The sequence below is a fragment of the Microbacterium sp. ZKA21 genome (assembly GCF_050434165.1).
In the GTDB taxonomy this organism is placed as follows: domain Bacteria; phylum Actinomycetota; class Actinomycetes; order Actinomycetales; family Microbacteriaceae; genus Microbacterium.
The window spans coordinates 726,051-747,668 of the sequence record NZ_JBNPVV010000001.1 but is presented as its reverse complement, the minus strand read 5'-3'; the positions used below and the strand labels follow the sequence as shown (position 1 = coordinate 747,668).

General features: G+C 68.8%; 21 protein-coding genes and 1 tRNA gene. 13 read left to right on the top strand and 9 right to left on the bottom strand.

Features of this window, described 5'->3' with window-relative positions:
* Positions 1 to 98: 98 nt before the first annotated feature.
* The 4 genes from M2317_RS03755 to M2317_RS03740 form a co-directional block, all read right to left on the bottom strand.
* A complete protein-coding gene (locus M2317_RS03755; RefSeq protein WP_429457425.1) occupies positions 99 to 1,202 on the bottom strand; it encodes a phosphate ABC transporter substrate-binding protein PstS in 1,104 nt (367 codons plus the stop codon).
* A gap of 141 nt (positions 1,203 to 1,343) precedes the next feature.
* Positions 1,344 to 2,327 (bottom strand): NUDIX hydrolase, encoded by a 984-nt coding sequence (locus M2317_RS03750; protein WP_429457423.1) that lies wholly within the window; start codon positions 2,325 to 2,327, stop codon positions 1,344 to 1,346.
* Positions 2,324 to 4,489, bottom strand: coding sequence for an RNA degradosome polyphosphate kinase (locus M2317_RS03745; protein ID WP_429457422.1), 2,166 nt, complete (start codon positions 4,487 to 4,489; stop codon positions 2,324 to 2,326). Before M2317_RS03745 ends, M2317_RS03750 begins: the two co-directional genes overlap by 4 nt.
* Before the next feature lie 49 nt (positions 4,490 to 4,538).
* A complete protein-coding gene (locus M2317_RS03740; RefSeq protein WP_429457660.1) occupies positions 4,539 to 5,222 on the bottom strand; it encodes a winged helix-turn-helix transcriptional regulator in 684 nt (227 codons plus the stop codon).
* 127 nt (positions 5,223 to 5,349) lie between these two features.
* Between M2317_RS03740 and M2317_RS03735 the strand changes: the two genes are divergently transcribed.
* From M2317_RS03735 to M2317_RS03725, 3 genes are all read left to right on the top strand, one after another.
* Positions 5,350 to 5,643: a hypothetical protein gene (locus tag M2317_RS03735; RefSeq protein ID WP_429457420.1), complete on the top strand. Its 294-nt coding sequence runs from the start codon at positions 5,350 to 5,352 to the stop codon at positions 5,641 to 5,643.
* Positions 5,644 to 5,772: 129 nt separating this feature from the next.
* A complete protein-coding gene (locus M2317_RS03730) occupies positions 5,773 to 6,375 on the top strand; it encodes an FABP family protein (protein WP_429457418.1) in 603 nt (200 codons plus the stop codon).
* Positions 6,372 to 7,433 carry a YgfZ/GcvT domain-containing protein gene (locus tag M2317_RS03725; protein ID WP_429457417.1) on the top strand — a complete coding sequence of 354 codons (1,062 nt, stop codon included), beginning with the start codon at positions 6,372 to 6,374 and terminating at the stop codon, positions 7,431 to 7,433. The genes M2317_RS03730 and M2317_RS03725 overlap by 4 nt, the downstream gene beginning before the upstream one ends.
* On the opposite strand, the gene M2317_RS03720 is transcribed toward M2317_RS03725, so the two are convergent.
* On the bottom strand, positions 7,430 to 8,251 hold the full coding sequence (locus M2317_RS03720) for a class I SAM-dependent methyltransferase (protein WP_429457415.1): 822 nt from the start codon (positions 8,249 to 8,251) through the stop codon (positions 7,430 to 7,432). The two genes, M2317_RS03725 and M2317_RS03720, sit on opposite strands and share 4 nt — an antisense overlap.
* Positions 8,252 to 8,289: 38 nt before the next feature.
* Between M2317_RS03720 and M2317_RS03715 the strand changes: the two genes are divergently transcribed.
* Positions 8,290 to 9,033 carry a phosphoglyceromutase gene (locus M2317_RS03715; RefSeq protein ID WP_429457414.1) on the top strand — a complete coding sequence of 248 codons (744 nt, stop codon included), beginning with the start codon at positions 8,290 to 8,292 and terminating at the stop codon, positions 9,031 to 9,033.
* Positions 9,034 to 9,135: 102 nt separating this feature from the next.
* On the opposite strand, the gene phoU is transcribed toward M2317_RS03715, so the two are convergent.
* Positions 9,136 to 9,846 carry a phosphate signaling complex protein PhoU gene (phoU, locus tag M2317_RS03710; protein ID WP_429457412.1) on the bottom strand — a complete coding sequence of 237 codons (711 nt, stop codon included), beginning with the start codon at positions 9,844 to 9,846 and terminating at the stop codon, positions 9,136 to 9,138.
* A 194-nt stretch (positions 9,847 to 10,040) separates the two neighbouring features.
* On the opposite strand from phoU, the gene M2317_RS03705 reads away from it, so the two are divergent.
* Positions 10,041 to 11,255, top strand: a complete 1,215-nt coding sequence (locus M2317_RS03705) for a sensor histidine kinase (protein ID WP_429457410.1) — start codon at positions 10,041 to 10,043, stop codon at positions 11,253 to 11,255.
* Positions 11,252 to 11,935 (top strand): response regulator, encoded by a 684-nt coding sequence (locus tag M2317_RS03700; RefSeq protein WP_429457408.1) that lies wholly within the window; start codon positions 11,252 to 11,254, stop codon positions 11,933 to 11,935. The genes M2317_RS03705 and M2317_RS03700 overlap by 4 nt, the downstream gene beginning before the upstream one ends.
* A gap of 86 nt (positions 11,936 to 12,021) precedes the next feature.
* On the opposite strand, the gene M2317_RS03695 is transcribed toward M2317_RS03700, so the two are convergent.
* Positions 12,022 to 12,606, bottom strand: a complete 585-nt coding sequence (locus M2317_RS03695; RefSeq protein ID WP_429457406.1) for a DNA modification methylase — start codon at positions 12,604 to 12,606, stop codon at positions 12,022 to 12,024.
* A 135-nt stretch (positions 12,607 to 12,741) separates the two neighbouring features.
* Here M2317_RS03695 and M2317_RS03690 point away from each other — a divergent pair, with 135 nt between their 5' ends.
* From M2317_RS03690 to M2317_RS03670, 5 genes are all read left to right on the top strand, one after another.
* Positions 12,742 to 13,224: a CarD family transcriptional regulator gene (locus M2317_RS03690; RefSeq protein WP_264157127.1), complete on the top strand. Its 483-nt coding sequence runs from the start codon at positions 12,742 to 12,744 to the stop codon at positions 13,222 to 13,224.
* A 70-nt stretch (positions 13,225 to 13,294) separates the two neighbouring features.
* On the top strand, positions 13,295 to 14,479 hold the full coding sequence (gene ispD, locus M2317_RS03685; RefSeq protein ID WP_429457404.1) for a 2-C-methyl-D-erythritol 4-phosphate cytidylyltransferase: 1,185 nt from the start codon (positions 13,295 to 13,297) through the stop codon (positions 14,477 to 14,479).
* Between the two features lie 39 nt (positions 14,480 to 14,518).
* Positions 14,519 to 16,012 (top strand): cysteine--tRNA ligase, encoded by a 1,494-nt coding sequence (gene cysS, locus M2317_RS03680; protein WP_429457402.1) that lies wholly within the window; start codon positions 14,519 to 14,521, stop codon positions 16,010 to 16,012.
* Positions 16,005 to 17,021, top strand: a complete 1,017-nt coding sequence (gene rlmB / locus M2317_RS03675; RefSeq protein WP_429457400.1) for a 23S rRNA (guanosine(2251)-2'-O)-methyltransferase RlmB — start codon at positions 16,005 to 16,007, stop codon at positions 17,019 to 17,021. Before cysS ends, rlmB begins: the two co-directional genes overlap by 8 nt.
* Before the next feature lie 14 nt (positions 17,022 to 17,035).
* Positions 17,036 to 17,677, top strand: coding sequence for an NAD(P)-dependent oxidoreductase (locus M2317_RS03670; RefSeq protein WP_429457398.1), 642 nt, complete (start codon positions 17,036 to 17,038; stop codon positions 17,675 to 17,677).
* Positions 17,678 to 17,737: 60 nt separating this feature from the next.
* Here the strand turns inward: M2317_RS03670 and M2317_RS03665 are convergent, their stop codons facing one another.
* Positions 17,738 to 19,042: a DUF4032 domain-containing protein gene (locus M2317_RS03665; protein ID WP_429457396.1), complete on the bottom strand. Its 1,305-nt coding sequence runs from the start codon at positions 19,040 to 19,042 to the stop codon at positions 17,738 to 17,740.
* Positions 19,043 to 19,126: 84 nt separating this feature from the next.
* Positions 19,127 to 20,233: an ABC transporter ATP-binding protein gene (locus tag M2317_RS03660; RefSeq protein ID WP_429457394.1), complete on the bottom strand. Its 1,107-nt coding sequence runs from the start codon at positions 20,231 to 20,233 to the stop codon at positions 19,127 to 19,129.
* A 217-nt stretch (positions 20,234 to 20,450) separates the two neighbouring features.
* Between M2317_RS03660 and M2317_RS03655 the strand changes: the two genes are divergently transcribed.
* Positions 20,451 to 21,437 carry a DsbA family protein gene (locus tag M2317_RS03655; protein ID WP_429457392.1) on the top strand — a complete coding sequence of 329 codons (987 nt, stop codon included), beginning with the start codon at positions 20,451 to 20,453 and terminating at the stop codon, positions 21,435 to 21,437.
* 73 nt (positions 21,438 to 21,510) lie between these two features.
* Positions 21,511 to 21,586, top strand: a tRNA-Thr gene (locus M2317_RS03650).
* Positions 21,587 to 21,618: the final 32 nt, after the last annotated feature.

Here is a 21,618-nt window from a genome sequence, read left to right as displayed (position 1 = left end):
TGGTTTCATGCGGGTGCCCCCGCGGCGCTGGCCGTTCAGTGGACCTGCGCCGCGAGGGCGACGGCGGCGAGAGTCTCAGCGCGGTGCTGAGACGCCCGTCACTCGGTGACGATGGCGTCGATCGCGGCGACGACCTGCTCACGCAGTTCGTCCGAGATCGGCGCGCTTCCCGCGGCCTCAGCCGCGACATCCTGGCCGTCGGCCGAAGCGACGTACTCGAAGTACGCCTTGACCAGACCGGCCGTCTCGGCATCCTCGTACTCGACGCAGCCGATGAGGTACGAGACCAGAGCGATCGGGTAGGAGCCGGCGGGAGCGGCAGCCGGGTCGACGGCGAACGCGAGGTCGTGAGCCGAGCGGCCCTCCTCGAGAGGCGAGGCGGCGACGAGCGCGGAGGCGGCTTCGGCCGAGTACGGCACGTACTCGCCCTCGACCTCGATCGCGACCTGGCCGAGGTCGGCGGCCTGCGAGGCGTCCGCGAAGCCGATGTAACCGGCGCCGCTGGTGATCGCGCTGACCACACCGGAGGTGCCGTCGGCGGCCTCACCGGTGGCGAGCGGCCACTCGTCGCTGGGCTCGTAGGTCCAGACATCAGGAGCCACGGCGTTCAGGTACGTGGTGAACGTCTCCTGCGTGCCTGAGGCGTCGGCGCGGTGCACCGGGATGATCGCCTGGTCCGGCAGCGTGGCGTCCGGGTTCTGGTCGGCGATCGCGGCGTCGTTCCACTTGGTGATCCCGCCGGAGAAGATCTTCGCGATCGTCTCGCCGTCGAGGTTGAGCTGGTCGACGCCCTCGAGGTTGAAGGCGACGGCGACCGGCGAGATGTAGACCGGGACCTCGACGATGTCGTCGGAGGCGCACGAGCCGAAGCCGCCGGCGGCGATCTCCTCGGCGTTGAACGCGCGGTCGGAACCGATGAAGTTCGACGAACCGGCGATGAAGTTCTCACGTCCCGTGCCCGAGCCCGTGGCCGTGTAGTTGATGGTCGTGTCCGGGTTCGCGGTCTGGAACGCGGCGACCCAGGACTGCTGGGCTGCTTCCTGCGACGAAGCGCCGGTGGCCTCGACCGTTCCGGCGAGCGTCGACTCGGAGGGAGCCTCGGACGAGCCGCCGGCGGGCGCCTCGTTCGCGGCGCAGCCGGCGAGCGCCAGAGCGGCGACGGCGCCGATGGCGCCGATACGTGCGATTCGGGAGATCTTCACTGTGGATCCTTCGATCGTTGATGGGTGGGGCCCGGTGCAGGGCACACAGTGACGCTAGGGGTGACGGTTAACGAGACTCTCCCGTGCAGGTAAACGAGAGGTGAACGAGCGGCAACCCTCTGGGGTCGCGATCAGGCGCCGTCAGAGGTTCGGAACGTGCGTCTCGATCGCGATGATGCCCGATCCGGGGTTCGTCGCGGACAGATGCACGACGGAGAAGGCTGCGACGTCGAGCGCCGACGCGCTGGACACGTACGAGCCGCGCAGCGTTCCGGTGGCGAGCGCGATCTCGGTGAGGACATCCGGCAGCACCGGTCCGTGGCTGCAGACGACGGCGGGCTTGCGCGCACGCACCCGCTTGCCGATCACGGCGCGGACGTCGGAGAAGCCGTCCTCCCAGGCATCCTGGCTCAGGCGAGGGGTCTCGACCGGTGTGCGCTCGAGCGCCTTCGCGAGGGGCGCGACGGTCTGCACGCAGCGCACGGCGTCGCTCGTGACGATCTTTCGCACCCCGAAGGCGCGCAGCGGTGCGACGATCGCCTTCGCTTGCCGCTTGCCGCGTTCGGTGAGCGGGCGTCCGGCATCGGGGCCGTCCCATTCCGAGCGGGACACGGCCTTCGCGTGGCGCAGCGCGATCACGGGGAACGTGTGCAGCACGCCGTCGTCGACGAGCTTCTCGAACCCGTCGAGGATCTCGGTGTCCACGGGATAGCTCAGCTGGGCGCGGGCCTTCTTCAGGCTCACCCACTCGATCGCCGCGATCTCGCCGTTCGGCACGAATGTCGAGCGCCGGATCGCATCCTCCGTCGCCTCAGCGGCCCAGTAGTGCACGACCTTCTGCCGCTTCGGCCGCATGAAATAACGGCTCACTCCCACGGGCACTCCGAGCGCGACCCGGATGCCGGTCTCCTCATGCACCTCCCGGACGGCGGTCTCGGCGAGCATCTCGCCCGGATCGACTTTGCCCTTGGGCAGCGTGACGTCCCGGTACTTGGTCCGGTGGATCAGCAGGATGCGCAGCTTGCCGTCGACCAGGCGCCATACGACGGCCCCTGCCGCGTACACGGCCTTGTCGTCGCGCACCACCTCGACCGGCGTGCCGTGCTGCGTCTGCCCGAGGCTCATCGCACCGAACGGCTCCGACGCCGCCTGCGGATCTGGTTCATGGTCCTATCCTGCAGGTCGATGAGCGGCTTGCCGTCCGCATCCACGGTGTGGCGCACCCACTCGCCGCCCTCGCCGAGATGCCAGGAGTTCGTCCCATCGTCCATCGCCGCGTCGAACAGCGTGAGCAGTTCGGTGACGTGGTCGGGGTCGACGACACGGACCAGCGCCTCGACACGGCGGTCGAGGTTGCGGTGCATCATGTCGGCGCTGCCGATGTGCACCTGCGGCTCGCCGGCGTTGTGGAACGCGAAGATGCGCGAGTGCTCCAGGTAGCGGCCGAGGATGCTGCGGACCGTGATGTTGTCGGTGACACCCGGCAGGTCCGTCCGCAGGCTGCAGATGCCGCGCACCCAGACATCGACCTTCACCCCGGCTGCGCTGGCGCGGTACAGCGCGTCGATGATCTCCTCGTCGACCATCGAGTTGACCTTGATCCGGATGTGCGCCGGTTTGCCGTCCAGCGCGTTCTGCCGTTCGTGGTCGATCTGGCGCAGCAGGCCCTTGCGCAGGTGCAGCGGGGCGACGAGCAGGCGCTTGAACTTCTTCTCGATCGCGTAGCCGCTGAGCTCGTTGAACAGTCGCGTGAGGTCCTTGCCGACCTGCGGATCGGCGGTGAACAGCCCGAAGTCCTCGTAGATGCGGCTGGTCTTCGGGTTGTAGTTTCCGGTCCCGACGTGCGAGTAGTGCCTCAGCATCCCCTCTTCCTCGCGGATGACGAGGGCGAGCTTGCAGTGCGTCTTCAAGCCGACCAGGCCGTACACGACGTGCACGCCGGCCTTTTCGAGCTTGCGTGCCCAGACGATGTTGTTGGCCTCGTCGAAACGCGCCTTGACCTCGACCAGGGCGAGGACCTGTTTGCCCGCCTCGGCGGCGTCGATGAGCGCCTGCACGACTGGGCTGTCGCCGGAGGTGCGGTACAGGGTCTGCTTGATGGCGAGCACATGCGGGTCGCGCGCGGCCTGCTCGAGGAACGCCTGCACGCTGGTCGCGAAGGATTCGTACGGGTGGTGCACGAGCACGTCGCGCTTGCGGATGCTGGTGAAGATGTCCCTGCGCTCGTTGTTGTCGCCCGGCTGGAAGGCCAGCGCGGTCGTCGGCAGATGCGGTGGGTAGCGCAGGTCGGGGCGCTGGATGCGGCTCAGGTCGAACAGGCCGCGCAGGTCGAGCGGCCCGGGGAGGCGGTAGACCTCCTGGTCGGTGATGTCGAGTTCCGTCACCAGCAGATCGAGCGTCACGTCATCCATGTCGTCCGTGATCTCCAGGCGGATGGGCGGGCCGAAGCGCCGCCGCAGCAGCTCGGCTTCGAGCGCCTGGATGAGGTTCTCGCTCTCGTCCTCCTCGATCTCGACGTCCTCGTTGCGCGTGAGGCGGAACGCGTGGTGGTCGAGCACCTCCATGCCGGGGAACAGGTCGCCGAGATGGTTCGCGATGAGCTCCTCGAGCCGCAGGAACCGCTTGATCTCACTGGCGCCCGGGACCTCGACGAAGCGGGGGAGCATGGGCGGCACCTTGAGGCGCGCGAACTCCTGCCGCCCCGTGCGGGCGTTGCGGATGCGGATCGCGAGGTTCAGCGACAGGCCGGAGATGTACGGGAAGGGATGCGCTGGGTCGACCGCGAGCGGCATGAGCACGGGGAACACCTGAGCCTGGAAGTACTCGCCCAGCGCTTCGCGTTCGCCCTCGGTGAGTTCGCTCCACTCCGAGATCTCGATCCCGGCATCCGCCAGCGCCGGACGTACCGAATCGGTCCACACCGCGGCGTGCCGCAGCTGCAGGGCCTGGGCTTCGCGGGAGATGTCGGACAGGACATCGGTAGGCGCACGGCCGACGTTGGTCGGCACGGCGAGGCCGGTGAGGATGCGCCGCTTGAGTCCCGCGACGCGGACCATGAAGAACTCATCGAGGTTGCTGGCGAAGATCGCGAGGAAGTTGGCCCGCTCGAGTTCGGGCAGCGTCGGATCCTCCGCCAGCTCGAGCACGCGCTGATTGAACGCGAGCCAGCTGAGCTCCCGATCGAGGTAGCGGTGGTCGGGAAGCTGCGCGTCCTCGAAACCGAGTGCGTCGAAATCGTCGTCCTCGGCGTCTCCGAGTCCGGCGTCGGCGAGAGAGGGATCCATCATGGGAATCATCTAAGCATCGCCAGGTGACGCGCGTGTGAACAGTGCCGCGTCAGCGCGCCCCGGCGAGCTGGTCGTCCTCGTAGATGTTGAAGCGATAGCCGACGTTTCGGACTGTTCCGATGATCTGCTCGGCGTCGCCGAGTTTGGCGCGCAGGCGCCGGACGTGCACGTCGACCGTGCGGGTGCCGCCGAAGTAGTCGTACCCCCACACCTCGCTGAGCAGCTGCTCGCGGGTGAACACGCGCGACGGGTGCGTGGCGAGGAAATGCAGCAGCTGGAACTCCTTGTAGGTCAGATCCAGCGGGCGGCCGTGCAGCTTGGCCGAATAGGACTGCTCGTCGATCGTGACGCCGGAGGCCTGCACGCGCGCTGGCTCGGAGTTCTCCTCGCTGCGGGCGATCGCGAGGCGGATGCGGGCGTCGGCCTCGGCGGGTCCCGCGGTCGAGAGCAGGACGTCGTCGATGCCCCAGTCCCCGGACACGGCGCTCATGCCGCCCTCGGTGACGACGAGCAGCAGCGGGGCGTCCTGTCCCGTGGTGCGCAGCAGCTTGCACAGTGACTTGGCACCGGCGAGATCATGGCGTCCGTCCACGATGACGATGTCGCTCTCTGGTGCCGAGACCAGCTGGGCGGGCTCTGCGGGGATCTGCCTGACCCGGTGGCTGAGCAGGTCGAGGGCGGGCAGAACCGACTCCGCAGTGGGAGCGGAGGTGAGAACCAGAAGCAGTGCCACGCAACGTCCTTTCGGGCGTCGAAGACCGTCGCCCTTGACGACGATCGCGAACGACGCCGTGCGCCCCATGATACCGATGCCGGTGGTGCGCATGACGCGCATCGGGGCGATGGGGGACAATGAAGCCATGTCCGAACCAGCCCTGGCCCCGCGCAACGCTCTCACCGGCATGCTCGTCGTGTGGGCGGTCGCGCTGGTCGCGGCCGTCGCGATCGGCATCTTCGTCGTGGAGCCCTGGCGGATGCCGGCGCTGCTGGTGGCGTTCGGCGGCGTCGTGCTCCTCGCGTTCGCCATGCAGCTGGGCTACGGACGGACGCACGGCTTCATCGTCCGTGTATCCGCCAGCATCCTGGGAGCGCTTCTGCTCATGGGCGTCATCTCGGTCGGGTTCGGCCTCGCCGCCATCGGAACCGCGGGATAGAGTAGGGACATGGATCTTTTCGCGCTCGAGCTCTTCTTCATCGGCCTGCTCGGCCTCGCGAGTCTCGCGATCGTGTTCGTGTCCGCCGTCGTCCTGCGCAACCTCTTCCGCGGCCAGCGCTGATCGATCGTGCTCGAGCTTCCGACCGACCTGCCAGCGGATCTCGTTCCGCTGTCCTGGCTGCTGGGCGTCTGGGAGGGCACCGGCGTCATCGACTATCAGGTCGGTGACCACCACTACGAAGGCGAGTTCACGCACCGCGTGAGCTTCAGCCATGACGGCGGCCCGTACTTGAACTACTCCGCAACAGGATGGCTCGCGCGCGCCGAGGGCGAGGAATCGGTTCCGCTGGTCGCCGAGACCGGATTCTGGCGAATCGCTCGACCCGCGGGCCCCGCCGATGCCGGCCCCGCCCTGCTGCCGCCGGTCGAGGACGCACCGGCCCGCACGGCGGACGACGTCGAGCTGCTGCGTGCCGAGTCCGGCGGATTCCCGCTCGAGGTCTCGATCGCGCACTCCGACGGCGCGCTCGAACTGTATCTGGGCGAGATCGCCGGCCCCCGCATCGACATCGCGACCGATGCGATCGTGCGCGGATCCGGTGGCAAGGACTACGCGGCGGCGACGCGCATGTACGGGCTCGTCGACGGTCACCTGCTGTGGGCGTGGGACATCGCGGCGCTCGGCTCCGAACTCGGCTCGCACGCGTCCGCACGACTGGCCAAGGTATGACGGGCTTCACCGGACTCCCCGGTGCTGTGCTGGACGACGGCGTCGTCGCGCACTACGGCGAGCCGATGCGCGAGCAGAGGCGCCTGCGCTCCGGCGATGCGGTGGTGCTGCTCGGCGACCGGACGGCCATCGAGGTCGGGGGCTCCGAACGGCTGAGCTGGCTGGACTCGTTCACCTCGCAGGCGACGACGCGACTCGCGCCGGGGGAGAGCAGTGAGCTGCTGATCCTCGACCCGCAGGGACACGTCGAGCATGCGGCCGGCATCGTCGACGACGGCGCGTCGGCTTGGCTCATCGTCGACGCCGCCGATGCGGACGCGCTGGTGTCGTGGCTGAAGCGCATGGTGTTCCGCGCCCGGGTCACGATCGAACCGCGTCCCGAGCGAGCACTGCTGGGCTTCTTCGCCGGCGGCGCCGCCGAGACCGCGCTCGCCGGAGCCCTGGTGTGGTCGGACCCGTGGGAGCACGTGCAGGCCGGCGGACACCAGTACGCGCATGTCGCGGATCACCCGTCGGCCGGGTACGCGTGGCGGGTCGCCATCGTGGAGGCGGATGCTGCGGCATCCCTCGCCGACACCGTCGAAGCCGCGGGACTGCTGGCGGCCGAAGCACTGCGAGTCGCCGCGTGGCGGCCGCGCTGGGCCTCGGAGGTCGACGAGCGCTCGCTGCCGCACGAGACGGACTGGATCCGCAGCGCGGTGCATCTGAACAAGGGCTGCTACCGAGGGCAGGAGACGGTGGCGAAGGTGCACAACCTCGGCCACCCGCCGCGACGACTCGCGGCGCTGCATCTGGACGGCAGCGACGACGTGCTGCCCGCTCCCGGGGCTCCCGTGTTCGCGGGGGATGCCGAGGTCGGGCGCGTGACCTCGGTCGCACGTCACCACGAGGACGGACCGATCGCGCTCGCGATCCTCTCCCGTCGCGCGCCGGACGGCGACCTGATCGTGCGCGCCGACGGCCTCGACATCGCCGCGGCTCAGCAGGTGATCGTGCCTGCGGATGCAGGGGCCACCGTCGACGTCCCCAAGCTCACCCGCCTCTCCCGCCGCTCCTAGCGGGGTGCGACGGCCGGCCACGGCACGGTCAGCTCGCCCAGGCGCCAGCGGCTGCGGCCGCCGAGCACCGGCCAGCCCTGCGCCTTCAGCGCGGTCGCGGCGGCGATGAAGCGCTGCGTGGCGCCGAACGTCGACAGCGGGGCGGCCCTGTCCCATTCCCGGTCGAGGTCGACGAGCAGATCGTGCACGCGTTCACCGGGGATGTTGCGATGGATGAGCGCCTTCGGCAGCCGCTCGGCGACGACGCTCGGCCGCTCGAGTCCGGCCAGCCGCAGCGAGATCGTGAAGCGCACAGGCTCTGCATCGGCGATCACATCGATCCAGCTCGCGACCCGGCCGATCTCGTCGCACGTGCCCTCGACGAACAGGCCGCCTGGTGCGAGGCTCGCGGTGACCGTGCGCCAGGCCTGGGCGACATCCGTCTCGTCGTACTGGCGCAGCACGTTCATCGCCCGGATGACCGCGGGTCGCCGTCCGCCTGGTACGGGCACCTCGAATCCTCCCCGCTCGAACGACACCCGGATGCCGGGGGCGAACGGGGTACGGCCCGCACGGACCTCGGCGAGCTGCGCACGGGCGGTCGCCACGCGCTCCGGGTCCAGCTCGAGCCCGAGGACCTCGGCATCCGGACGCACGCGGGTCAGCCGGGTGGCGAGCTCGAACGCCGTGACGCCGCTGGCGCCGTAGCCGAGATCCACCACCAGCGGGTCCGGGCCGGAGCGGAACGCGGTCGAGGCGGCGATCCATCGATCGTTGCGCCGCAGTCGGTTGGTGCCGGTGGTGCCGCGCGTCGGCCTGCCGAGCGGAGATGACGCCATGGGTCAATCCTGGCAGGACCGCTCGATAAGCTGGGATCATGACGCGCACCCTGATCCTGCTCCGCCACGGCCGGAGCGAATGGAACGAACTGAACCTGTTCACCGGCTGGGTGGACGTCCGCCTGAACGCACAGGGCGAGGCCGAGGCACGCCGCGGTGGCGAGCTGCTCGCCGAGGCCGGTCTCCTCCCCGACGTGCTGCACACTTCGCTGCTGAGCCGGGCGATCCAGACAGCGAACATCGCGCTGGACGCGGCCGACCGCCTGTGGATCCCCGTGACCCGTTCGTGGCGCCTGAACGAGCGTCACTACGGCGAGCTGCAGGGCAAGGACAAGGCCGAGACGCTCGAGCAGTTCGGCCCAGAGCAGTTCCAGCTGTGGCGCCGCTCGTTCGACGTTCCGCCGCCGCTTCTTGATGACGCCAGCGAGTTCAGCCAGGTGAACGACCCTCGGTACGCGGACATCGACGGCGAGGTGCCGCGCACCGAGTCGCTCAAGCTCGTGATCGACCGCCTGCTGCCCTACTGGGAGAGCGCGATCGTCCCCGATCTGGAGGCCGGCAAGACCGTGCTCGTGACCGCGCACGGAAACTCGCTGCGCGGCCTCGTCAAGCACCTCGAGGGCATCAGCGACGACGATATCGCCGAGCTGAACATCCCCACCGGCATCCCGTTGGTGTACGAGCTCGACGAGAACAACGTGCCGACCGGTCCCGGCCGCTACCTCGACCCCGAGGCTGCTGCCGCCGGCGCCGCTGCCGTTGCGGCGCAGGGCAAGAAGTAACCGCGAGACCTCCTCGTATCGACGAAACCCCGTCGTATCCGCGTGGGCGGATACGACGGGGTTTCGACGTTCAGGAGAGGTTTCGACGCGTCCGCGGAGCTCTCAGGCGTGCCCGAGCTCCTGCTGCTCGGCTTCCTGGGCCTCGAGCGCGAGGGCGATGTCCTCTTCCTGGACGGCCCAGTCGCCGGTGGAGAGGTAGACGACCTTCTTCGCGACGGCGACCGCGTGGTCGGCGAAGCGCTCGTGGTAGCGGCTGGCGAGCGTCGCGTCGACTGTCGCGTGCGCCTCGCCCTTCCAGTTGTCGCTGAGCACCTTCTCGAACACGTTGGCGTGCAGCTCGTCGACGTCGTCGTCCGCGTTGCGGATGGCGTCGGCGTAGCGGAGGTCCTGAGTGCGCAGCAGCTCGCTGAGCGTCCGCGAGATCTCGACGTCCAGTTCGCCCATCTTCGTGAAGGTGCCCTTGAGGCCCTTCGGGATGGCGCGCTCCGGGAAGCGCAGCCGGGCGAGCTGGGCGATGTGCTCGCTCATGTCGCCCATGCGCTCGAGCGACGCGCTGACGCGCAGCGCCGTCACGACGATGCGAAGGTCGCGGGCGACGGGCTGCTGGCGTGCGAGGATCTCGATCGCCTGCTCGTCCAGGGCGACGGCGAGCAGATCGATCTTGGCGTCATCGGCGATCACCTCTTCGGCGAGACCGACGTCGCTGGTCGCGAAGGCGCGGGTGGCCTTGTCGATCGAGACCGTGACAAGATCGGCGATCTCCACGAGGCGGGACTGGAGGTCCTCGAGGGACTGGTGGAAGACTTCGCGCATGTGCGGCGCAACCTTTCGGGTCTCAGCGGCGTGGTAGGGCCGATCGTCGGGCGCAGCGCTTCGCGCAGGCCTGAAGCGATTGTGTTCGTCGAAGGTTAACGAACGGTGCCCAGAACGTGAATAGTAGTTCGCCGGGCCCTGTTCTGGCGCGGAAACCCGCCGAAGCCGTGGTGAACGCACTCTACGCTGGACGTATGACCACGCCGCAGATCGCGCTGCTCGCCCTCGCCATCGGCGTGCTGATCGGTGCGGGGATCTGCGGTCTGATCTACCTCGCCTATCGTGCTCGCGCGCAGGCCGAGGCGGAGACGTCGACGACGATTCCGACGGGGATCACGGATGTTCTGCTCAGCATGGAGGACGCCGCCTGCGTGGTCGACGCATCGGGGCTGGTCCTCGCGACATCCCACGCCGCCGGTCTCTTCGGCATCGTGCAGGGTGCGACGCTGGAGAACCAGGAGCTGCGCCAACTGGTGCGCACGGTCCGCTCGACGGGGGCGCCGGACACCGAGACCATGCGCATCAGCCGCGGCCGGACGTCCCTCGACCCGCGATTGGTGTCGGCTCGAGCCAGTGCCGTCGGCGCGCGGCTGACGCTGCTCGTCATCCGCGACGTCACCGAGCAGGAGCGTCTGGATCGGATGCGCCGCGACTTCGTCGCGAACACCAGCCACGAGTTGAAGACGCCGGTCGGCGCGGTGAGCCTGCTCGCGGAAGCGATCGATTCCGCGGCCGAGGACCCGGCTCAGGTCAGGATCTTCGCGAGCCGCATCTCGGCCGAGGCGACGCGCCTCGGCCAGCTCACCGCCCGCATCATGAGCCTGTCGCGGCTGCAGGCCGCCGACGGCCTGTCCGACGTCGCCGCCGTCGCGATCGATGAGGTGATCGCGGCATCCGTCGAGGCGCACGCCGTCCAGGCGGACTCGGCGGGTGTGGAGCTCGCCAGGGGCGGCGACCGCGACGTCTGGGTGCGCGGCGATGCGCAGATCCTGATCGAAGCGGTCGGCAATCTCATCGCGAACGCGATCGTGTACTCGCCGCGCGGTTCGCGCGTCGGCGTCGGCGTGAAGGCCGACGAGGGCGTCGTCGAGATCGCCGTGTCCGACCAGGGCATCGGCATCTCCGAATCCGACCGGGAGCGGATCTTCGAGCGCTTCTACCGTGCCGACGAGGCGCGCTCCCGACGCACCGGCGGCACCGGCCTCGGCCTGTCCATCGTCAAGCACGCGATTCATCGCCACGGCGGCGAGGTGCGCGTGTGGTCGCGTCCCGGCCGAGGATCCACGTTCACGATCCGGCTGCCGCGGATCGATGCCCCCGAGCCGGACGACACCGGCCGCAGACCCAAGAAGAAGCGCGCGAAGAAGGCCCCGAAAGCGCCGCGCGCACGAACCGGAGAGAGCGTATGACCCGCATCCTTCTCGTCGAAGACGAACCCGACCTCGCCGATCCTCTCGCCTACCTGCTGCGCCGCGAGGGCTACGAGGTCGAGATCGCGGAGGACGGACCCGGTGCCCTGCACGCGTTCCGTGAGCAGGGGGCCGACATCGTTCTGCTCGACCTGATGCTTCCTGGGATGCCCGGCACCGAGGTGTGCCGGCAGATCCGATCGACTTCAGCGGTACCGATCATCATGCTGACGGCGAAGGACTCCGAAGTGGACATCGTGGTCGGTCTCGAACTCGGTGCAGACGACTACATCACCAAGCCCTACTCCTCGCGCGAACTGCTCGCACGCATGCGGGCAGTGCTGCGGCGGGTCGTTCAGGCTGAGAGCGAGCTCGATGAGCGCGTCCTGGACGGCGGCCGCGTCAGCCTCGACATCGACCGGCACACGGTCACGGTCGCGGGCGATCAGATCAACATGCCGCTCAAGGAATTCGAGCTTCTCGAGGTGCTGATGCGCAACTCGGGACGCGTCCTCACGCGCGGACAGCTGATCGATCGGGTCTGGGGCAGCGACTACTTCGGCGACACCAAGACGCTCGACGTGCACATCAAGCGCATCCGCTCGCGCATCGAGGAGAACCCCTCCGAGCCGGCGATGCTCGTGACGGTGCGCGGCCTCGGCTACCGCTTCGAGGGCTGACCCCTCGACGGGCTCAGGAGCCAGGACAGCAAGAAGGCCGGTCACCCTCGCGGGGACCGGCCTTCTTCGATGTCGGATGCCGAGGCTCAGTGCTCTTCGGACTCCGAGGCGTCCGGCTTGTCCGTGGGGACCGGCGTCTCGGTGGGAACGGTGACCTCATCGTCGATGACGATCTCCTCCTCCGCCGGCTCGGGGACGAGGTCGGTGTAGTAGGGAAGCGCGCCGTCCAGCACAGGGACGTTGGCAGTGGCACCGCTGCCGTCGCCGGACTGGAAGTAGATCTCGACGGTCGTGCCCGGTTCGAACGACACATCGCCGTCGGCCTCTGCGGAGTCCAGCAGGAGCGGCTCCTCGTTGCCGCCGAGGCTCACGGTCTCGCCCGCGGCGACCTCGATCTCGAACGGCTCGAGGCCCTGAAGCTCGACGGTGACGACCGCGTCGTCCTGCGACGGGTTCACGAACGCGGCGACCAGGTTGCCCAGTTCGCCGCTCTCATCCGCGATGACCATGGCGTTGCGCACGACGATGGGGCCGGCCGTGTCGGCGACGTTCACCCCGTCGGATGCCGAGTAGGCGATGGTGCTCGCCTGGGGGGTGATGAAGGTGCACCCCGTCGCACCCGTCAGCACGAGAGCGCTGAGAACGACAGACGCAACAAGGCGCGATTTCACGGGTCCTCCTGAGATGCGGCGGGAAATGCACGTCCATTCTATGCGTACGCCGAGGCGGGCGTCGGGACCATGCGGCGCAAACCTTAGTGCATGTCCGCTGTGGTATCCTGGAGTTTGCCGAAAGGACACGTTTTTATGCTTTTTGAGGTTGGCGAGACCGTCGTCTATCCGCACCACGGGGCCGCGACGATCATCGAGGTCAAAGACCGCATCATCAAGGGCGAGACGAAGAAGTATCTGAAGCTCAACGTCACGCAGGGGGATCTCATCATCGAGGTTCCCGCCGAGAACGTGGACCTCGTCGGGGTCCGCGATGTCATCGGCAAAGAGGGACTCGATCACGTGTTCGAGGTGCTGCGCGCCCCGTTCACCGAGGAGCCGACCAACTGGTCGCGCCGCTACAAGGCGAACCTCGAGAAGCTCGCTTCGGGCGATGTGATCAAGGTCAGCGAGGTCGTGCGCGATCTCTGGCGCCGCGATCAGGACCGCGGCCTGTCGGCCGGGGAGAAGCGCATGCTGGCGAAGGCTCGCCAGATCCTCATCTCCGAGCTCGCGCTCGCCGAGAAGATCGACGAGGACAAGGCCGGTGCCCTCCTCGACGAGGTGCTCGCTTCCTGAACGGATGTTTCTGGAAAAGGCGGATGCTGCGGCATCCGCCTTTTCTCGTCCACGCCGGTAACGTGAGAGCGTGACTGTGCTGCCCGTACCCGATACCGCCATCATCGTCGTCGCGGCGGGATCCGGCACCCGGTTGAGTGCTGGCGCGCCGAAGGCCCTGGTGGGCATCGACGGGCGTTCGATCCTGCGCCACGCGCTCGACGGCGTCTTCGCGGCGTCGCCGATGCAGGTGATCGTCGTCGCTCCGGCCGGGTTCGAGGGCGAGGCGGAGGCCGAGCTGCTCGCAGCGGCCGGGGATCGCGCAGACCTCGGCAGGGTTGTCACCGGAGGCAGCACCCGCCAGCTCTCCGTGGCGGCCGGACTCGGTGCGCTGTGGGGCGACGTCACCACCGTGCTCGTGCACGATGCCGCGCGGGCGCTCACGGCGGCGACGCAGATCGACGCCGTCGTGCGAGCGGTCACGGGAGATGCCGGCGTGATCCCGGTCCTTCCCGTCGTGGACACACTCAAACGCGTCGACGGCGCGACCGTCGTCGGCGCTGTCGATCGATCCGAGCTCGCCGCCGCCCAGACGCCGCAGGGATTCCCGCGACGTCCGCTCGAGGCCGCCTACGCGACCGCTCTTGCCTCCGGCATCGAGTACACCGACGACGCGGCGCTGTACGCCGCATCCGGGCACGACGTGCGCCACATCGCCGGGTCGGAGCGCGCCTTCAAGATCACCACGCCCGCCGACCTCGAACGGGCGCGGCACCTGCTGTCCGCGGCATCCGCTCCGGGCGTTCCGGTCATCGGGATCGGCACGGATGTGCACGCGTTCGGCGGCGAGGGCGACCTCTGGCTCGCCGGATTGGAATGGCCGGGGGAGCCCGCGCTCTCCGGGCATTCCGATGGGGATGCCGTGGCTCACGCGATCGTGGACGCGCTGCTCGGCGGGGCCGGACTCGGCGACATCGGCCTGCACTTCGGCACGTCGCATCCGGAGTACGCCGGAGCCCACGCCGAGGTGTTCCTCGCCCGCACCCTCGACCTGGTGACCGAGGCGGGCTGGAGCATCGGGAACATCGCGGTGCAGTTCCAGGGGAATCGGCCCCGATTCAGCACACGTCGCCCCGAAGCCGAGCAGGTGCTGTCGAACGCGCTCGGGGGAGCACGCGTGACGGTGTCGGCGACGACCACCGACGGGCTCGGGTTCTCCGGACGCGGCGAGGGCATTTCCGTGACCGCGATCGCGATGCTGATCCCGGCATCCTGAAGGGGCGGCTGTTCAGCACCGCCCCGGTAGGCTGGTGCGGTGATACTCCGCCTCTACGACACCCGCGCACAGCAGTTGCGGGACTTCGTGCCTCTCGATCCCGAGAACATCACGATGTACGTGTGCGGACCCACGGTGCAGTCCGGTCCGCACATCGGTCATGTGCGCAGTGCACTGAGCTACGACATCCTGCGGCGCTGGCTGGAGCTCCGCTACGGACGCGTCACCGTCGTGCGCAATGTCACCGACATCGATGACAAGGTCCTCGCGAACGGCACGGACGCCGAACCGTGGTGGGCGCTGGCGTACCGCATGGAGCAGGAGTTCGCGGCGGCGTACGCCGGCATCGGCATCCTGCCGCCGACATACGAGCCGCGCGCTACCGGCTCGATCCCGCAGATGCAGGAGCTGATCCAGACGCTCATCGAGCGCGGTCACGCGTACGCAGCCCCGGACGGATCCGGCGACGTGTACTTCGACGTGCGCTCCTGGACGCAGTACGGGGCTCTGACGCGGCAGTCCATCGACGCGATGGAGGCCGCGGAGGACGCGGACCCCCGCGGCAAGCGCAACCCGCAGGACTTCGCCCTCTGGAAGGGTGCCAAGCCGGATGAGCCGACGGATGCCGTGTGGCAGTCGCCCTGGGGTGGCGGACGCCCCGGCTGGCACATCGAGTGCTCGGCCATGTCGAAGCGCTACCTCGGCCCGGAGTTCGACATCCACGGCGGCGGGCTCGATCTGCGCTTCCCGCATCACGAGAACGAGCTCGCGCAGTCGACCGCGGCCGGGGACGGCTTCGCCCGGTACTGGGTGCACAACGGCCTGGTGACCGTGAACGGGCAGAAGATGTCGAAGTCGCTGGGCAACTTCACGCTCGCCGCCGACATCCTCAAGGCGCACGAGGACGACCCTATGGTGGTGCGATACGCGCTCGCCGCCGCGCACTACCGCTCGAGCCTGGACCTGACACCGGCCTCGTACGCTGAGGCCGAGACCGCGCTCGGCCGGATCCGCTCGTTCCTGAAGCGCGGCGAACGGACCTTCGCTGAGAACGAGGTGCGTCGAGGGAACGGCGGTGCGATGACCGAGACGCCGCACGCGACGGTCTCCTCCGACGCCGCAGCTCTGGATGCCGCGTCGGATGCATTCGGTCGCGTGCCCCGGTCGTTCGAACTCGCGATGAACGACGATCTGAACGTCCCGCAGGCGCTCGCCGTGCTGCACGAGTCGGTGCGGCGTGGGAACACGGCGCTGGACTCCGACGATCACGCCGGGGCGGAAATCGCATGGCACGAGGTCGGCGCCATGACGAACGTGCTCGGCATCGACCCGCGTGCGCCGCAGCAGACGAAGGGCGCGGGTGCCGAGGCATCCGCCCTGGACGCTCTCGTGCGCACGATGATCGACCAGCGTGCGCAGGCGCGCGCGGACAAGGATTGGGCCGCAGCGGATCGCATCCGCGATGCGATCGCGGCCGCAGGCATCACTCTGGAGGACACTCCGGACGGAACACATTGGAGTATCGATGGCTAAGCCAGGCAACCCCTCAGCGGGCAAGGGCAAGAAGAAGGGCCCGACCAAGGGCACAGGAGGCCTCGGCCGCAAGGCCCTGGAGGGCCGGGGGCCGACGCCGAAGGCGGAGGATCGCGCCTGGCATGTGGCCGGCAAGCGCAAGGCCGCGGCGGAGCGCTACGCGGCGTCGGGCGGAAAGGGCCGCCCTGGCGTCGCCGGCAAGCGCCAGACCTCGGGCGGCAACCCGAACCGTTCGGCCCGGTCGAAGGACAACACCGCCGACACCGAGACGGTCACCGGGCGCAACTCCGTGCTCGAGGCGCTGCGCACGAAGATCCCCGCGACCGCGCTGTACATCGCGCAGCGCGTCGAGATGGACGACCGCGTCAAGGAGATGCTCTCCCTCGCGAAGAACCGCGACATCCCGATGCTCGAGGTGACCCGTCAGGAGCTGGACCGCATGGCCGGCTTCGACGGCGTGCACCAGGGCGTCGCGCTCAAGGTGCCGCCGTACGAGTACGCGCACCCGCAGGACCTGCTCGAGCAGGTCATCGCCCGCGACGAGGTCCCCCTGTTCGTGGCGCTGGACGGCGTGACCGATCCGCGCAACCTCGGGGCGATCATCCGTTCGACCGCGGCGTTCGGCGGACACGGCATCATCCTGCCGCAGCGCCGCTCGGCCGGCGTCAACTCGGCGGCGTGGAAGACGAGCGCCGGAGCCGCGGCGCGCATCCCCGTCGCGCTGGCCACGAACCTCACGACGCAGCTCAAGGAGTTCAAGAAGCAGGGCGTGTTCGTCCTCGGTCTCGACGGCGACGGCGACGTCTCGCTGCCGCAGCTCGAGCTCGCCGACCGTCCGGTCGTCATCGTCGTCGGCTCGGAGGGCAAGGGGCTGTCGCGCCTGGTCACCGAGACCTGCGACCAGATCGTGTCGATCCCGATCTCGACCGCCACGGAATCGCTGAACGCCGGCATCGCGACCTCCGTCGCCCTGTACCAGGTCTCCACCGTCCGAAACGCGCTGAAGTAGCAGAGGGGAAGCACATGGCTCGCATCGTCGTCATCGGAGGAACCGGCTACGCCGGACGCCACATCGTCCAGGAGGCGGTGAGCCGCGGACACGAAGTCATCTCGGTCTCGCGCTCGAAGCCTGCGAATCCGGTCGATGGGGCGCTGGCCGTCCAGGGCTCGGTCCTCGACATCGAGTCCCTCGGCCACGTCTTCGACGGTGCGGATGCCGTGGTGTCCGCCCTCGCACCCCGCGGCGATATGACGGATGGTGTGCTCGGCGCGCTGCGCGGACTCATCGCGAAGCTCAGCGGAACGTCCACGCGCCTCGGCGTCATCGGCGGCGCTGGCGGCAGCCTGGTGGCACCGGGTGGCCCCCGTCTGTTCGATCAGGACTTCCCCGAGGAGTACAAGCACGAGGCGCAGGTCGGCATCGACTCGCTCGCGCTGCTGGAGGACTCGGATGCCGGTCTCGACTGGTTCTTCGTCCACCCCGCCGAGGTGTTCGGACCGTGGGCCGAGGGGGAGCGGACCGGTCACTACCGCGATGGCGGCGACGTCCTCGTGCGCGACGCCGAGGGGAAGTCGTTCATCTCAGGTGCGGATTTCGCGATCGCCGTGGTCGACGAGATCGAGCAGGGGAACCACCACCGCGAACGGTTCACCGTCGGTTACTAGTCCCCACGCCCACTCAAGACATCGCTTCGCGCTGTCTCGAGCCTCCGGGCGCGTGAGCCCTCAGACGAGGTCGCGCCAGTCGATCGCGGCGGTGTCGTCCGACACCGGGACCGCGTCGGTGATGACGGGGATCGCCGTCGTCTCGGTGGGCGGACCCATGATGGTGGCCTCGTCGCGCCGGTGGCGCAGCACCTCGTTGATGTAGCTCGTCAGCACCTCGGCCAGAGGCACTGATCGTCCCTGCGCCTGCGACAGATACCAGCGGTGTTCGAGCACCTGATGGAACACCTCCGCGGGCTCGAGCTTCGCGCGCAGGTCGTAGGGGATCGCCCGCACGACCGGTTCGAACACGCGCGTGAGCCACTCGTGCGCGTACATTTCCTCATCGGCCCAATTCTTCTTCGACCGTGCGCGGAACTCGTCCAGGTCGTTCAGCAGACGTCTCGCCTGATTCTCCTCGACGTCGAGACCGGTCAGCCGGATGAGGCGGCGCTGGTGGTGCCCGGCATCCACGACCTTGGGCTGGATCTCGACCAGCGTGCCGTCCGCAGTGGTCGACATCGACATCTCGTCGATGTCGAAGCCGAGGGCGTTCAGGCTCTCGACGCGTTCGGTGATGCGCCAGGTCTCGTTCGCCGAGAAGGACTCGTGAGCGGTGAGGGCATCCCACAGTGCGCGATAGGACGAGACGATGCCGTCGGCGATCGCCACGGCATCCACACCGTGTTCGAGGCGTCCGCCGGCTGCCAGATCCATGATCTCACCGGCGATGTTCGTGCGGGCGAGATCGAGGTCGTACGCCCGCTGACCGTCGGTGAGGCCCTCTTCGTGCAGTTCGCCGGTCTCGGCGTCGACGAGGTAGGCGGCGAAGGCTCCGGCATCTCGGCGGAACAGGGTGTTCGACAGCGAGACGTCGCCCCAGTAGAAGCCGACGTTGTGCAGCCGGACCAGCAGCAGCGCCAGCGCGTCGACGAGGCGGGTGGCGGTGTCCGGTCGGAGCACCCGCGTGAACAGGGCGCGGTACGGCATCGAGAAGCGCAGGTGCGACGTGACGAGAGCCGCCGGAAGGGCTTCGCCGTCGGCATCCGTCCTGCCGTCGATGACCGCCACCCTGGCCACGCACGGAACATCGAGCCTGGCGAGGCTGCCGAGCATCTCGTACTCGCGGCGGGCCATCTCGGCCGTCGTCTCCTTGACGGCGACGACGCGTCCGGAGAGGTCGGCGAAGCGCACCAGGTGCCGGGAGAGGCCCTTGGGGAGCGAGACGATGTGCTCGGACGGCCACTTCGCCAACGTCGTCGACCACGGCAGACCGAGCAGCCCCGGATCCACGGCGCTCGCGGTGATGCGCAGTGCGTCCTGCATGATGCTCCTCGATGGTCCGCGGTCGGGGGAAACGACGCGGCGCGGGCGACCAGAAGGTCAGCCCGCGCCGCGTGTGTGGTGCGCTTACGCCGCCGAGACGATCGGCTTGTCGTTCAGACGCTCACCCGACTCGATGTCGAAGGCGTGCACGTGGCCCGGGTTCGCAGCCAGCGTGACCGTCTCGCCCGCGTTCGGGTGGTTGCGGCCGTCGACGCGCGCGACGATGTCGGAGCGCTTGCCGTTGATGTCGGTGTGGCCGTACAGGTAGCCGTCAGCGCCGAGCTCCTCGACCAGGTCGACCGTGACCGCGAGGCCCTTGCCGTCGGCGGGGCCGACGGTGATGTCCTCGGGGCGGACGCCGACCGTGACCTGCGAGCCGTTCGCGCGGCCGACCGTGTCGCGGTCCAGCGGAACGACCTCGGAGCCGAACTGCACTCCGCCGTCGGCGAGGTCTGCGGCGAACAGGTTCATCGCAGGCGAGCCGATGAAGCCGGCGACGAACACGTTGTTCGGCTTCTCGTACAGGTCGCGCGGCGAGCCGACCTGCTGCAGGATGCCGTCCTTGAGGACCGCGATGCGGTCACCCATGGTGAGGGCCTCGGTCTGGTCGTGCGTGACGTAGACGGTCGTGACGCCGAGGCGACGCTGCAGCGACGCGATCTGCGTACGGGTCTGGACGCGGAGCTTGGCGTCGAGGTTCGACAGCGGCTCGTCCATGAGGAACACCTGGGGCTGGCGCACGATGGCGCGACCCATGGCGACGCGCTGACGCTGACCACCCGAGAGGGCCTTCGGCTTGCGGGTCAGGTAGTCCTCGAGATCGAGGAGCTTCGCAGCCTCGAGCACGCGAGCGGCGCGCTCATCCTTGCCGACGCCGGCGATCTTGAGCGCGAAGCCCATGTTCTCGGCGACCGTCATGTGCGGGTACAGGGCGTAGTTCTGGAAGACCATCGCGATGTCGCGGTCCTTCGGCGGGACGTCGGTGACGTCGCGGTCGCCGATGAGGATGCGTCCGGCGTTGACCTCTTCGAGGCCGGCGAGCATGCGCAGCGACGTGGACTTACCGCAACCGGAGGGGCCGACCAGGACGAGGAACTCGCCGTCTCCCACCTCGAGGTTGAGCTTGTCGACAGCGGGACGGGTTCCGCCGGGGTACAGGCGGGTGGCGTCATCGAAAGTGACAGATGCCATTGCATTTCTCCTTCACCGGCAGGTACGTGCCGGACGATCCGTTGTGATGGAAGCGGCGGGTTGCACCCGCCGTGGCCCACCGTTGGGCCGAGTTCAGTATGCCATGAGTTGCGGCATCTGGGTATTTCCCAGCCTGCCTCGTTAGCATCGACACCAGTGCTGCTTCATCTGGCGGCCATTTGGGGGAACCCGTCCCCGCAGACTTTCAAGAGGAACGATGTCGAGCGACGAAACGCCGAACGTCCCCGCCACCCGCAATACCCGCGAGGCGGTTCGGGAGAAGGCCCAGCAGGTCAATGCCAAGCAGTCCCGCGCGCGCATCGTGCGTCGGATCATCGTCGGACTGGTGGCGGTCGTCGCCGTCGGCGCTGTCGGCACCGCCGTCGCGATGGCGGTCAACTCGTCGGTCTCCGAGCCCACGTTGAACCCGGGCGGACTGGACGACGACGGTGTCGTCGTCCATGAGATCACGGGGGCCACGGTCAGCAGTGCCCAGATCCCCGCGACGCCCACGGCTGAGCCCACCGAGGCCGGCGAAGAGGCGACTCCGACGCCCGAGCCGACTGCGGCCGGAGCCGTCGACATCCACATCTACGTCGACTACCTGTCGCCGGGAGCCGGTGAGTTCGAGCGCGCCAACGCCCTCCAGCTGTCGGGCTGGATCACAGAGGGCGCGGCGACCGTCACGTACCACCCGGTCTCGCTGCTCACCGCGAACTCCAATGGCACGAAGTACTCGCTGCGCGCCGCTGCGGCTGCGGCGTGCGTCGCCGAGTATTCGCCGACCCAGTTCTACGCGTTCAACCACGAGCTGCTCGTCGGGCAGCCCGAGGTCGACAGCGACGGACGCTCGGACGTCGAGCTCGCGGACCTCGCGGTCGCCGTGGGCGTCGATGACGGCAAGAAGGTCCGCTCGTGCATCGAAGGCCAGGACTTCGTGTCCTGGGCGAAGGATGCCACCGCTCGTGCTCTCGAAGGCCCGCTGCCCGGTTCCGAGGATCTCGCACTGAGCGCGGCGCCGATGGTCGTCGTCAACGGCCAGGCGTACGTCGGCTCGCTGGACGACCCCGCCGAGTTCTCGCAGTTCGTGCTCACGGTCTCCAGCGACGCCTACTACGAGGCGGCGGAGACGGCGACGCCGACTCCCGCTCCGACCGAGACTCCGGTCACGACCGAGACGCCCACCGAGACACCTGCCGAGTGACCCTCCGCCGGCCGGTCGTCGACCGTTCGGTGCGGTGCCATAGAATCTCTGATGCGGTGCCTCGGCGCCGTACGCCGACTTAGCTCAGCTGGTAGAGCACCTGTCTTGTAAACAGGATGTCGCGGGTTCGAGTCCCGCAGTCGGCTCCATTCCGCCCTCACCTCCGCGCCGTCGTGTCAGG